Annotated in this window: 11 protein-coding genes and 3 pseudogenes; 8 read left to right on the top strand and 6 right to left on the bottom strand. The window is 61.7% G+C overall.

What is annotated here, in order from left to right:
* Window positions 1-142: 142 nt before the first annotated feature.
* The 3 genes and pseudogenes from OMP38_RS28165 to OMP38_RS36310 all read right to left on the bottom strand — a co-directional run.
* Window positions 143-1,024, bottom strand: coding sequence for a carbohydrate ABC transporter permease (locus tag OMP38_RS28165; RefSeq protein ID WP_277568039.1), 882 nt, complete (start codon window positions 1,022-1,024; stop codon window positions 143-145).
* A gap of 66 nt (window positions 1,025-1,090) precedes the next feature.
* Window positions 1,091-1,924, bottom strand: a complete 834-nt coding sequence (locus OMP38_RS28160; protein ID WP_277568038.1) for an ABC transporter substrate-binding protein — start codon at window positions 1,922-1,924, stop codon at window positions 1,091-1,093.
* Between the two features lie 19 nt (window positions 1,925-1,943).
* A pseudogene (locus tag OMP38_RS36310) lies at window positions 1,944-2,282 on the bottom strand (extracellular solute-binding protein); the annotation flags it as partial.
* Between OMP38_RS36310 and OMP38_RS28155 the strand changes: the two are divergent.
* From OMP38_RS28155 to OMP38_RS28145, 3 genes are all read left to right on the top strand, one after another.
* Window positions 2,233-2,541, top strand: a complete 309-nt coding sequence (locus OMP38_RS28155) for a hypothetical protein (RefSeq protein WP_277568037.1) — start codon at window positions 2,233-2,235, stop codon at window positions 2,539-2,541. The pseudogene OMP38_RS36310 and the gene OMP38_RS28155 sit on opposite strands and share 50 nt — an antisense overlap.
* A 116-nt stretch (window positions 2,542-2,657) precedes the next feature.
* Window positions 2,658-4,460, top strand: a complete 1,803-nt coding sequence (locus OMP38_RS28150) for a cache domain-containing sensor histidine kinase (protein ID WP_277568036.1) — start codon at window positions 2,658-2,660, stop codon at window positions 4,458-4,460.
* Window positions 4,453-6,069 carry a helix-turn-helix domain-containing protein gene (locus OMP38_RS28145; RefSeq protein WP_277568035.1) on the top strand — a complete coding sequence of 539 codons (1,617 nt, stop codon included), beginning with the start codon at window positions 4,453-4,455 and terminating at the stop codon, window positions 6,067-6,069. The genes OMP38_RS28150 and OMP38_RS28145 overlap by 8 nt, the downstream gene beginning before the upstream one ends.
* Before the next feature lie 25 nt (window positions 6,070-6,094).
* Here the strand turns inward: OMP38_RS28145 and OMP38_RS28140 are convergent, their stop codons facing one another.
* From OMP38_RS28140 to OMP38_RS28130, 3 genes are read right to left on the bottom strand one after another with little or no spacing between them, the layout of a single operon-like run.
* Entirely contained in the window at window positions 6,095-6,547 is a 453-nt protein-coding gene (locus OMP38_RS28140) for a MarR family winged helix-turn-helix transcriptional regulator (RefSeq protein WP_277568034.1), read from the bottom strand.
* A complete protein-coding gene (locus tag OMP38_RS28135) occupies window positions 6,531-7,073 on the bottom strand; it encodes an EVE domain-containing protein (protein ID WP_277568033.1) in 543 nt (180 codons plus the stop codon). Before OMP38_RS28135 ends, OMP38_RS28140 begins: the two co-directional genes overlap by 17 nt.
* On the bottom strand, window positions 7,070-7,501 hold the full coding sequence (locus OMP38_RS28130; protein WP_277568032.1) for an SRPBCC family protein: 432 nt from the start codon (window positions 7,499-7,501) through the stop codon (window positions 7,070-7,072). The genes OMP38_RS28135 and OMP38_RS28130 overlap by 4 nt, the downstream gene beginning before the upstream one ends.
* 172 nt (window positions 7,502-7,673) lie before the next feature.
* Between OMP38_RS28130 and OMP38_RS28125 the strand changes: the two are divergent.
* The 5 genes and pseudogenes from OMP38_RS28125 to OMP38_RS28105 all read left to right on the top strand — a co-directional run bounded on the left by OMP38_RS28125 (window position 7,674) and on the right by OMP38_RS28105 (window position 13,031).
* A pseudogene (locus OMP38_RS28125) lies at window positions 7,674-8,442 on the top strand (MBL fold metallo-hydrolase).
* A 666-nt stretch (window positions 8,443-9,108) separates the two neighbouring features.
* Window positions 9,109-10,063 (top strand): annotated as a pseudogene (locus OMP38_RS28120) (ABC transporter permease).
* Window positions 10,064-10,087: 24 nt separating this feature from the next.
* Window positions 10,088-10,987: a carbohydrate ABC transporter permease gene (locus OMP38_RS36305; protein WP_420869761.1), complete on the top strand. Its 900-nt coding sequence runs from the start codon at window positions 10,088-10,090 to the stop codon at window positions 10,985-10,987.
* A gap of 6 nt (window positions 10,988-10,993) precedes the next feature.
* Window positions 10,994-11,494: an alpha-amylase family protein gene (locus OMP38_RS28110; RefSeq protein WP_277568030.1), complete on the top strand. Its 501-nt coding sequence runs from the start codon at window positions 10,994-10,996 to the stop codon at window positions 11,492-11,494.
* A 64-nt stretch (window positions 11,495-11,558) separates the two neighbouring features.
* Window positions 11,559-13,031 carry a hypothetical protein gene (locus tag OMP38_RS28105; RefSeq protein ID WP_277568029.1) on the top strand — a complete coding sequence of 491 codons (1,473 nt, stop codon included), beginning with the start codon at window positions 11,559-11,561 and terminating at the stop codon, window positions 13,029-13,031.
* The last annotated feature ends 67 nt before the right edge of the window (window positions 13,032-13,098 follow it).

Genomic DNA, 13,098 nt, shown 5'->3' with positions numbered 1-13,098 from the left:
TTGCTCGGCAGCGCGAGGCTCATGGCCGCCGCGCCGGCTTTGTCCTTGAACGAATTGACGACGATAAAATAAAGCGGGACGATGACGAGCAGGCTGAGGAGCAGCCCGATCGCCTCCGCGGCCCACTGCGGCCGCTTGCTGCTCATAGCTCCACCTCCTTGCGCGCGATCAGCTTCCATGTGGGCAGCGTGATCGCGATGACGATCAGCGACAGCAGGATGCTCGCGGCCGCGCCTTCGCCTAGCCGGCCGCTGCCGAACGACTTGAACACCAGCGTGCCGAACACCTCCGTCGCCGAGCCGGGACCGCCCTGCGTCACGGCCTGCACGAGGTCGAACACTTTCAGCCCGCCGATCAGGTTGACGATCAGCGCGTTGTTGAAGTAGGGGAGCACAAGCGGGAACGTAATCGATCGGAATTGCTGCCATTCCGAGGCGCCCTCTAGATTGGCGCTTTCGTAGTAGTCCTTGGAGATCGACTGCAATCCCGCCAGCACGATCGCCATCGTGAAGCCCGACCACTTCCACGTCTCGATGCCGACGAGCGAATAGATGGCCAGATGCGGATCGGTCAGCCAGTCCGGCGCGATCGCGCCGAGGCCGACGGCGTGCAAGAAGCGGTTGATCATTCCGTTCGTCGGATGCATCGCCGAGGTAAAGAAAACGCCGACCGCCACCGTGCTCAGCACCGCGGGCAGGAAGGCCACCGTGCGCAAATAGTTGGTCGTGCGCAGCTTGCGGTTGAGGAAGACGGCGAGCGCCGTGCCGATGCCGACCTTGAGCAGCGTCGTGGCGAAGGCGAAGACGAACGAATTGCGGATGGCCGCGCTCAGATAGTCGTCGGTGAGCACGTTGATATAGTTGGTCCAGCCTGTGAAGCGGATGTCCGAGAACGAGAAGCGGCCGATGTTCGCAAACGAGAGCACGCCCCCGAAGAGCGACGGCACGAGGAAAAATACGGCGTACAGCAGCATGCCCGGCAGGATGAGCGTATACGTGTAAGGCTTGTTTTTGGTTGGTTTCATCTTGCTCCGCTCCTATTTGTGTAAGGAATCGCCCCTCCCGGGGAATGGAGAGAGGGGCGACCGGCTTTATTTCCAGTTCGGATCGTCTTTGGCCTTCGCGTTTTTGGCCGTTTCCTGATCGAGCGCCTGCGCCACCTGCTCCGCAGTCTTGCCTCCGGCGTAATAATCCTGCATGAACTTGTCGAACGAACCGTACGGATACAGCTCTCCGTTGCCCTGCCAGTGCAGAATGCCCTTGCCGTCCTTGAGCGCCGCGTTCAGGTCGGCGATCGCCGGGGACAGCGCCACTTCCACCTTTTTGTTCAGGTAGATGCCCGGCTGCGCTTCGGCGAAAATTTGCTGCGCTTGCGCGGAGGCGATGAAGTCGACCGCGCGCTTGGCCAGCTCGACGTCCTTCGCGGAGGTCGTCACCGACAAGGAGCCCGGCGGCGAGATGTTGACGTAGTTGTCGCCGGTGAGCGGGAACGGGAACGCGCCGATGTCGTTCACCTTGTCCGGGAACTTCTTGATAATCTCCCCGATGAACCAGGTGCCGTTGACGTGCATGGCCGCCGTGCCGTCCGCGATTGCCTGCTGCGCGGAATCGTACGTATCGGACAGGTACGATTTGTTGACGTAGCCTTTGTCGATCAGGTCCTTGGACTTCTTGATCGTATCGATGAAGTTCGTCAGCTCCGCGTAATGCTTCTTGTTCGTGTTCATGTCCTGCCAGAAGTCCGGGAACGACTTGCCGCTCTGCACGATATCCTGCGAGAAGCCGAAGTGCGGAATCGTCTGCAGCGTCCACGTATCCTTGCCGGAGTAATAGAACGGCGTCTTGCCCGCTTCCTTGATCTTCTCGGACACCGCCAGAAGCTCGTCCCATGTTTTCGGAACCGTCAGGTTCAGGTCGGCGAACACCTTTTTTGTTGTAGAACACGCCCATCAAGGTCGTCGCGTCGATCGGCACGGAATAATACTTGCCTTTGTACTTGTACACGCCGTCCATCGCGCTCTCGTCGTAATCCGCGTAGCTGGCGAGTCCCGTCAGATCGACGAGCTTGTCGAGCGCGTCCGCGTTCTGATCCATCCATTTCGGCCCGTAGTTTTGCAGCAGGTCCGGGAGATCGTTGGTGGCGATCTTCGTCTTCAGCAGCTGCTCGCCCTGGCTGCCGCCCGCGATCTTCTGAATGTCCAGCTTGAAGCCGAGCTCGGAGGCATGATCGGCGATGTACTTCTCCAGCGCTTGCCAGCCCGGCGTGTACCAGTCGCTGAACATGAGCAGCGACAGCGTCTTGACCTCCTGCGGCTTGCTGCCGGTCGAATCCGATGCCTGCGCCGTTGGCGAGGCCGCCGAGGATGCCGGCGCCGTCGAGTTTGCCGGGGATGCGCCTTCGTTTTTTTCGTTCGCCCCGCACGCCGCCAGCGAGAACGCCATCGTCGCCGAGAGCGCGGACAGGAACAGTGCTTTTTTTGTGCAGCCGCCGTTGTTGCATTTTTGTTTCGCCCCTTGTCGGTTGTTTGTTTTGGCACTTTGAATATAACGAAGATTCGGAGACGGAAGGATTGTATTTTTTTTTAAAACGCTTTATTTTTATTAAATATCCGCATCACAACCTCGCGAGAGAAGCGACGCGATTGGGAGATGACACCGATGCACCGGCCGCTTCGCACCCGACTGAACAGCATCAAGTTCAAGCTGTCCGCCGCGATCCTCCTCTTGTTCGTCACGTTTATGTCCGTAACCGTATACATGTGGTACGCCAACTCGACGGCCGATGCCGAGCGGCAGGCGGGACAGGCCGCGGCGGCCATGATCAACGTTTCGAGCGACAATCTGGAGACGTCGCTGCGCGACATCGACAAGATCGTCGCGCTGCTCTCCGTCGACACCGGCGAATACATGAACGATCTCGTGCGCAAGTATATCGAGCGGTACGACACGATGGACAAGGTGGAGCTGATCCATACCGAGCGGGAAATTCAGGACTATCTGGTCAACGTATCGATGTTCAAGCATTACCTGGCCGGCGTCACCCTCTCCGATCTGGCGGGGCACACCATCGAGTATGGCGTGACGACCCCGCTCGACGCGCTTCGTTCGCAGCCTTCGTTCGGCGAACTGACAGGCATGGAGAACGAGGCGCTGCTGCTGCCTCCCCATCTGAATCCGCGCCTCGGCAGCAGCGCGGACCCGCAGAAGGGCAAGGTCATCACGATCGCGCGGCCGATCCGCAGCGGCGGGCGGGCGATCGGCTTCGTCGCCGCGGACGTCGACTACGAGATCGTCGAGGACCTGTTCGCCACCAATATCCGCAATTCCGGCCATATGCTCATCTTTAATACGCAAACGGGACAGCCCGTGCTCGATCAGCCCGAGCTCGGCCTGGCTCCCTCCGATCTTGAACAACTCGTCTCGCGCCCGCATGCCGACGGGGGCAGCTTCTACGCCCGCCTGTCGACGGGAAATACGTTCGCGGTGTATCGCACCTCCGCGTTCACCAAGTGGACGACGATGGTGCTGATTCCCAAGGCCAGTCTGCTCGCGGACTCCTCCTCTACGCGCGACAAGATGCTGAACGTCTCGCTGCTGTTTTCCGCCGTCGCCGTCCTGCTCATCCTGTCCATGTCCTCGCTCCTCACCCGCAATCTGCTGCGGCTGGGCCGGGCGCTGAAGGAGGTCGCCAAAAACAATCTCGACGTCGCGATCGAGACCAAGTCGCAGGACGAAATCGGCCAGCTGTACCATCAGTTCAATTCCATGACCCGCCGCATGAGCAACCTCGTCGCCGAAGTCCGCTCGACCGAGCGCGAGCGCAGCCGGGCGGAGATCCGGGCGCTGCAGGCGCAGATCAATCCGCATTTCCTGCACAATACGCTCAATACGATCAAATTTTTGTCGATCCTGCAGGGCGCCGACAACATCAAGCTGGTCGCCGAGTCGCTGTCCGGCCTGATGTACGCGCAGATGGACGGGCGTCCGTTCGTCAGCGTGGACGAGGAGATGGATAGCCTGCGCAGCTACTTTAGCATTCAGAAGTTCCGGTACAGCGATAAATTCGCGGTTCATTTCAGTCTGGAGGAGGGCGTCGGCAAGCTGATGATTCCGAAGATGCTGCTGCAGCCGATCGCGGAGAACGCGCTGCTGCATGGCATCGCGCCGCTGAAGACGCAGGGCGCGATCCAGATCAAGCTGTTCACGAGCGAGGCGCAGCTCAAGATCCGCGTGCAGGACAACGGCGTCGGCATGAGCCCCGCGCAGCTCGAAGCGCTCGAAGCGCCCGAAGCCTCGATCGGGAGCCCCGATCATATCGGTCTCGCCAACGTCCGGTCCCGGATTCGCACCTTGTTCGGGGAGCCGTACGGCTTAAGCGTCTGGAGCGAGGCGCAGCGGTTCACGACGGTGGAGATGTCCTTTCCGATTTTGAGCGAGGAGGAGGCGAAACGTTATGTATAAAGCGCTGCTGGTCGACGATGAATTGCTCGTGCGGACGAATCTGAAGCTGATGCCGGAATGGCGGGCGCAAGGCTTCGCGCTATGCGGCGAAGCGGCGAACGGCGCCGAAGCGCTGGCGTTGGTCGAACGGGAGCGGCCGGAGCTGGTCGTCTCCGATCTGCGCATGCCGGTCATGGACGGCCTGCAGCTGTCGGCCGAGCTCGCCCGCCGCTATCCGGGCGCCAAAATGATCGTGCTCAGCAACTACGACGACTTCGACTACGTGAAGGGCACGCTGCAGAACGGCGCCGTCGACTATCTGCTCAAGCACCGGCTGAACGCGGCGTCGCTGGCCGCGGCGCTCGCACGGGTGAAGGCGCTGCTCGATGCCCGGCCGCAGCGCACGGGCGGCGAGCGTACGGACGCGAACCAGCGGCTGGCGCTGCGCACACGCTTCATTACCGAATTGATCGCCGGGTTCCACAACAGCCCGGAGGAGATCCGCCATCATATCCGAACGCTAGACTTGAAGCTGGATACCAGGCAGCTCATTCCCGTCATCTTGTCGATCGACGATTACCGCTCCCGGCAGTCCCGCTCGACGCTCAAGGCTGCCGAGCTGGAGCGCTTCTCTATCCTGAACATCGTCGAAGAGATCGCGGGCGAGCTTGGCAACGGCGCGGTCGGCCATGTCGGCGGCGACCGGTTCGTCATCCTGTTCTCGTTTCCCAACGTACGAAGCGAGACCGCATTGGCCCTCGCCGTCGGCGAAGCGGTATCCCGCATCGCGAGCTGTCTGCGCACCTTCCTGAATCTGTCCGCCAGCTTCAGCATCGGGCCGACCTGCACGACGCCCGCGCAGATCCCGCACAGCTATAAGCAGGCGGAGAAGCAAATGCAGGACCGCTTTCATCTGGGGAAAAACGTCGTGCTGCGGCGCGCATCCATCGTACAAGACAACGAAGCGCTCGCCGGTCTGGAGATCGGGACGGAGAAGGATATGCTCGCCTGTCTGAAAACGCGGGACGCCGCCGGCCTTCTCGCGATTCTGGAGGACCTGTTCGCGCGAATCAAGACGGCGGCGCTCAGCATGGCCGGCTCCCAGCTGCTGTTCAACGACCTGCTCAGCCTGCTGCACCGCGCCATCCGCGAGCATGGCCTGGAGCTGGGGGCGCTCTATGCGGACGCGGTTCCGCCGCACGAGCGTCTTGCCGCCTTCGAGACGCTGGAGGAGGTCAAGGCGTGGTTCCGTTCGCTGTTCGAACGGTACTTCGAGTTGCTGCAGGCCGACGAAAGAGGAGACTACTCGGCGTATACTACGGAGGCGATCCGTTATATCCGAAGCCATCTCGCGGACAGCATCTCGCTCACCGAAGTGGCGGAACGGATCGGCATCAGCGGCGCTTATTTAAGCACCCTGTTTAAAAACGAGGTCAAAATCGGCTTCGCCGAATACTTGTCCGACGCCCGCCTCGAGCGGGCCAAGGCGTACTTGGAGGACGGCCGCGAGGACATGAAGGACATCGCCGCCTTGTGCGGCTTCAACAGCGCCAGCTATTTTTTCAAGACATTCAAGAAGAAGACCGGCATGACGCCCTCTGAATTCGCCCGCGGCCGCAGGTCGACTTGATTAAATTGGAGCGTCAAGCGACAGCTTAGCCCCGCCGCCCCGCCAGCTTGGTCAGCATCCCTAGCAGCTCCCTCGTCTCCGTCCCCAAAACGGAGAAAAAAGCGCGGTCGGCGGCTTCGACCGCCTGAACGGCGCGGTTCGCCAGCTCGCTGCCTGCCGGCGTCGCCGCGATCGCGTGCGCGCGCGTGTCCGTAGGATGGGGTCCCCGGCGTACGAACCCCTGCTGCTCGAGCTTGCGCAGCACCTGCGACGTCACGTTAACGTCCATGCGGACGTTTTGCGCGAGCTGCACCTGGGTCAGCCTGCCCGCCCACTCCGCTTGCCCGTTCATAAAGTGACAGGAGAACAGCAGCACGAACTGCGGATGCGTAAGCCCGAATGGCTCAAGCGCCTTTCGCATCTCCCGCTGCCACATGTTCGTCGTCTGCCACAACAAAAATCCCGGGCTGTCTTCCGCGTCTTCAAACGCCGTGCTCATCGATGTCCTTGGCCTCCATGGCGCCCGCGATCGTCAGGAAGTCCTCTCGCCCGATCTCGAAGTGCCCCGTCCGGAAGAGATAACCCCAATGGCGATTGCCCCGCGTGAAGCTAAGACGCTCCAGCAGCCCGCCGATCTCGGTTGATTTGCATTCAGTATAGCGGATGTTCCTTCGAAACGGTACAAAGGTCTCGCTCATCGCAAAGGAGTACGTAACGTCGTCAGCCACGCGGCCGATCGCGGTAAACGATCGCAAGGGCGCTCCGCCGTCCATCTCGGTGCGCGGCGAGTAATAGATCAGCCAATCTCCCGCCTTCATTCGACGCAGCGGCGCCGCCTTGCCATGGCATACTTGGGCGAAACCGCCCTGTACGCCGCGCTTCACGTGCGAGGCGGATACGACCCCGATCCAGTAGCGCTGCCCCGGGCTTGGCGACTGCGATCGTTCGGAACGGGCAATAACGGGATCGTCATCGTCGGACGCGCCTGCGGAAAAAAGCGCGAGCTGCTCAGGCGCGGCCCTCATGGGTGCTCCATTCGAAGCGCGAGAGCCGCGAGCGACGCGACCGTCTGCGGAATCCCCTCCGCCATGCCCGCTCCGATCGCGGGTCCGAGCTCATCGGCGTTCGGTCCGTCGATCGTCACGCGATGGGTGATTCGCGTTCCTTCATTCACGGTCTCCAACGTATGCGCGAAGCGGATCTCGATTCCCGCCTCCGGCAGCCGCGTCAAATCCGAAAACCTCTGCATCGGCATCACCTCCACCAGTTCGAACGCCAACCGCTCCTGCCCCTCCGGCTGAAGCCAACCGGTAGTGCCGACCTCGAACGGCCCGTGCAGCTCGGCGCCTTCGATTCCCGCGTCCCATGCCGTCCACGTGCGCATGTCGCTGTACAAAGCCCAAATCGTTTCCTTCTTCGCTTGCGTAACGATGCTGTGTTCGAATGTCCACATCTGTAAAACCTCCGCGTTTAATTATATGTATATATATTATATTTACACGTATTATATGTCAATAGCCTGTCGAATCGCTCCGTCGGCGGACAACCCGGCCCCGCTATGCGCATAAATCCACTTCGGTTGTACAGCCTACTCTTCACGAAGACTGCCGAGGGGACGGTAACCAATGCGCAATGAAGAAAGACTTCCCTCCGACGTGCACGGCGTGCGAACGCTGATCGCGAACGTCGTGATGATCGGCGAGCCGGGCGGCCGCGAATGGACGCTGATCGACGCCGGCATCGCCGGTTGCGCCGATGACATCGCCCAAGCGGCCGCCGATCGATTCGGAGATGCGCCTCCCGGCGCGATCGTGCTGACGCACGGCCACTTCGACCATGTCGGTTCGCTGCGCCCGCTGCTGGCGCGTTGGCGCGTGCCCGTGTACGCGCATGCGATGGAACTGCCGTACCTGACGGGTCAAGCCGACTATCCCGAAGCGGATCCGGAAGCCGGGGGCGGACTCATGGCACGCATCTCCCCGCTGTACCCGCACAAAGGGATCGACATCTCCGGCGTCGTTCGCCCGCTGCCGGAAGACGGCACGGTGCCGACCTTGCCGGAATGGCGCTGGATCCATACGCCCGGCCATACCGAAGGGCATATCTCGCTTTTCCGCGAGCGAGACCGAACGGTGGTGGCGGGCGACGCTTTTATCACCGTGAAGCAAACGTCCGCGTTCGCGGTGCTCACGCAGGAGGAGGAAATTCACGGTCCCCCCGCCGTATTTCACCTTCGATTGGCGCCATGCCGCCGAATCCGTCCGCAAGCTCGAAGCCTTGAAGCCGGCTGCCGCGATCACCGGCCATGGCAGGCCGATGGCCGGCGAGGCGCTGACGGAGGGACTGGCGGAGCTGGCGCGGTCGTTCGAGGAGCGGGCGGTGCCGCATCGCTGAATGGGTGAGCGCGGCGCGGATCACGGTGTATCGCAGAATAGCGCACTTTTGCGCTATTGCTGGGCGAGCGAGAGGTAGCGGGTGTGGCGCGGACCGCGGTGCATCGCAGAATAGCGCACGTTTGCGCTATTCTTAGCCATGTGTGCGCGGGAGGGCGGGATGCCGAACGCGCCACATCACAATTTAGCTGAAAATTGCGCTATTTTCAGGTACGCAAGAGGCGGTACACGGAGCGCTGAACACGGCAAATCGCGGAATAGCGCAATTTTGCGCTATTGCTGGGCGAGCGAGAGAAAGCGGTATTGCGCGGACCACGGCGCATCGCGGAATAGCGCAATTTCGCGCTGTTCTTAGGCATGCAGGATGTGGCGGCAATGATAGGTGCGAGCCTCAAATTTCGCATAGCCCGCCTTTCGCGCAACCGGACATTTATTTCCCGCCGCTCGCCCCAATGCCGCCACTCCGCGGCTCAACCCGCGCCATGTCAGGCTTCTTCCGTCCAGCCGCCCGCTGCGCCGCGCGGACATCAATTGCATCGACGAAGGACCGGCTGCCACAGCCGGTCCTTTTCAATTTATGTCCGTATTCCGCTGATCGCCGCGCGCCTACAATGGAGGCAGATCCAGATTAGGTCCGCCATCGGACGGAAACGAGGTGCTTCGGATCATGGAAAAGGCGCTGGCCGCATTACCGGTCCGAAAGGAAAAAGGCTATTGGTCCCGGCTCGGCGCGCGGATCGTCAAACATCGGGCGATGTATCTGCTCGCGCTGCCGGGCGTGCTGTTTTTTATTTTGTTCAAGCTCACCCCGCTGTGGGGCCTGCTGCTCGCGTTCAAGGACTACAACCCGTACTCGGGCTTCGCCGGCAGCGAGTGGGTAGGATTCAAGCATTTTGCCGACCTGTTCGCCGACCGCAACTTCTACATCATGCTGCGCAACACGTTCGCCATCAACGTCTTCGGGCTCGTGTTTATGTTCCCGCTGCCCATCCTGCTCGCCCTCATGCTGAACGAGGTGCGTCACGGCGCCTTCAAGCGCTTCAACCAATCCATCGTCTACCTGCCGCATTTCCTGTCCTGGGTCGTGGTAGCGAGCATGACCTTCTTCGTCCTGTCCACCGACGTCGGCATCGTCAACAAGCTGATCGGCGAATCCGGACACGAGCCGATCAGCTTCCTGTCCGAATCGAAGTATTTCTGGGGCCTCATCACGGCGCAGACGATGTGGAAGGAAGCCGGCTGGGGCACGATCATCTTCCTCGCCGCCATGGCGGGCGTCGATCCGCAGCGGTACGAAGCCGCTGTTGTAGACGGCGCAAGCCGCTTTCGCCAAATTTGGCACATCACGCTGCCCGCCATTCGCCCGACGATCCTCATCCTGCTCATCCTGCGTCTCGGCCAGATGGCCGACGTCGGCTTCGAGCAGATGCTGCTCATGATGAATCCGCTGGTCATGCAGGTGGCGGAAGTGTTCGACACGTACGCGTATACGCAGGGCATCCTGCGCGGACAGATCAGCACGGGCGTGACGGTCGGCATGTTCAAGGGCGTCGTCGGCTTCGTCCTGGTGATGGCATCCAACTATATCGTCAAAAAAATCCGGCCAGGAAGGCATCTACTGACCCGCCGGGAGGAGGCATACAGCCATGAGCTTCGTTTCGCGCAAAAAAATGACGGCGTTCGATTGGATCAACTACGCGCTGCTCGCCGTTATATCCCTCGTCTGCGTATTCCCGTTCCTGTACGTGTTCAGCGTTTCGTTTACGGACCCTGAGGTGTACGTGCCGCTTCGTTTCTACTTATTTCCGGAAAAATGGTCGCTGGCCGCCTATTCCTACATTTTGTCGACGGACAGCTTCCTCAATGCGCTGAAAAGCACCGTCTTCATCACCGCCGTCGGCACGGTACTGAATCTGATCGTCACCTTTTCCCTCGCCTACGTGCTCACCAAGAAGGATGTGCCCGGTCGGGGTCCGATGATGGGCTTCGTCATCTTCACGCTCGTCTTCAGCGCGGGCATCGTGCCGAACTACCTGCTCGTGCAAAACCTCGGGCTGCTCAACTCGTACTGGTCGCTCATCTGGCCGGTCTTGACCAACGCCTGGAGCCTCATCATCATCAAGAGCTTCCTGGAGTCGCTGCCCTCGGAGCTGGAGGACGCCGCGCGCATCGACGGCTGCTCGGACATCGGCGTATTCCTGCGCGTCGTTCTGCCGCTGTCTATGCCGGCGGTTGCGGCATTCACGCTGTTTTTCGCCGTTTCTCACTGGAATACGTACTTCAACGCCCTCATCTATCTCTCCGACGCCAAAAAAGTGGACGCTGCAGGTGCTGGTCAAGACGCTCGTCATCGACTCGGACAACGCGGGGATGGCCGGCGCGGGAGGCGACGAACGCTCGGTCCCGCAGGAGACGATCCGCATGGCCTCGATCATGCTGGCGATGGCGCCGATTTTGCTCGTCTATCCGTTTCTGCAAAAGCACTTCGCCAAGGGCGTCATGCTCGGCTCGGTGAAGGGATGAATTTTACGAAAGCTGGAGGTTGATCTCTCTTGGAAAACAACGAACGCGGCTGGTGGCACAAGCCACAGCGCATCATTCAGACGAATCTGCAGGTGAAAGACACGCATCTGATCGAACCCCGCCGCCTGGCGCGGCAGATGAAGGAGCTCGGGGCGACCGCCCTCGTCTTCAACGTCGGCGGCATCTACGCCTGGTACCCTTCCGAGGTCGAAGGCCATCATGTCAACGAGTATTTGCCGCAGGACTTCGACCTGCTGAAGGGCGTCGTAGACGCCTGCCACGAAGAAGGCATCCGCTTCATCGCCCGGCTCGACTTCAGCAAGACGGACGACATCGTCTACCTGAAACGGCCGGAGTGGTTCGTGCGTAAGCCAGACGGACAGCCGGAAATCATCGGCGCGCATCGCCCCGGCGCATGGTCGCTTCTCATGAGCACCTGCCTCAACGCGGGCTACCGCAACGAAGACGTCGCCGTCCCGGTGCTGGACGAGGTGCTGTGCCGCTACGACGTGGACGCTGTCTTTTTTTAACGCGCCGCACTTCCTCCCTTGCTGGTGCGGCATCTGCAAGCGCAAGTACGAGCGGCTGTACGGCGTGCCGCTGCCCGCGGATCCGGCTGCCTTCGCGGCGGATTGGCCGTCGACTTGCATTCGGGACAATATGGACAAAATGTATCGCTTCATCAAGGGCAAGAAGCCAGAAGTTCAGATGATTCTGTACTACAACCTGTACAAGGACAATCTGTACGACAGGCTGGAGACGACAGATTTATTGTGCACGGAGCCGCAGGACGTGCTGTCCGAGGGCCACCGGCGGATTCCGGAATTCTGGAAGCCCGCGCTCAGTATTAAGCTCGGCCGCTCCGCGCACGGCGTCCCCGCGCCGCTGGGCATCGTCCACTCCAGCCCCGGCATGGAGTGGCGGCATACCGGCCTGCCGCCTGCGGAATACCGGTTCTGGCTGTCGCAGATCCCGGCGCACGGGGGCAGCATCTGGCACTCGCTCACCGGCATTCCGGAGACGATCGGCGACAAGCGGATTCTCGAGACGGTCGCGGCGCTCAACCGCGACGTCGCCAAGGTGGAGCCGTACATGGACGGCGCCGAGACGCTGGCGCAGGTCGCGCTGCTGTGGACGGCGAACGCAGCCGCCGAAGGCTGGGCCGACGGCCTGATCAACCGCCAGATCCCGTTCGACGTGCTGCTGGAGGAGCAAGCAACGCCGGAGCGGCTGTCGCGCTACAAGGCGCTGATCGCGCCGGAAGGCCTGGCACTGACCGAAGGGATGGCCGCTGCGCTGGCCAGCTATGCTGCAGCAGGCGGTCACGTCATCGCCGAGGGCGATGCCGCCGACGATCCCGCGTGGCGGGACCTGCTCGGTGTCCGTGACCAGGGCGCAGCCGGCGAACTGCTGTCGGCCGCCTACCTGCGGTTCGAGGGCACCGACAATCCGCTCCAAGTCGGCCTGGAGCAGACCGAGCTGGTCGCGCTGCGGGGCGCCGTCTATTATGCGCAGCCGACGGCGGAGACCCGGGTGCTGGCGACGCTCGTCCCGCCGTTCGCCCCGCTTGAGTGCGTGGGCGCGCCGCCCGAACGCGCGTCGCTGCCCGTGATCCGCACCGACCTGCCGCTGGCGCTGCATCGCCCGAGCGGGCTCGGCGGCTTCCTGTACTTCCCGTTCTCGCTCAGCGGCATGCTCAATGAATTCAAGCTCGGCGAGCATTACCAGCTGCTCGCCAACGCGATCGACCTGTCACTGGGCGAAGATAAGCTCGTCGAAGTCACCAATTATCAGGGCCTGCAGCTCACGTTATTCGAGCGGGACGACTACGTCTTGGTCCACCTGGTCAACGGCGCGGGCAGAAGGCCGCTGGCCACCAACCTCCCGCTGCATGACCTCTCGCTGAAGCTGCGGCTCCCCGGCCGGCGCGTCGCCGGCGTGCGCAGATTGATCGCGGAGGACGCGTTGCCGTACAGCCAGACGGAGGATGCGGCGGTCATCGATATTCCGAAGCTTGAAGTGTGGGAGTGCTTGCTCGTCCGGACGGAAGCCGGCGATAGCATTTAGGGGAGCGGGGTTGGGCGTCGGAGTTGCACGGTTTTTCCGGCTAACTCCGACGCTCGAGCGAGGTTTG

This window comes from Cohnella ginsengisoli (assembly GCF_029525555.1).
In the GTDB taxonomy this organism is placed as follows: Bacteria; Bacillota; Bacilli; order Paenibacillales; family Paenibacillaceae; genus Cohnella; species Cohnella ginsengisoli.
The sequence above is the reverse complement of the archived record's forward strand: the minus strand, read 5'-3'. Positions and strand labels throughout refer to the sequence as shown.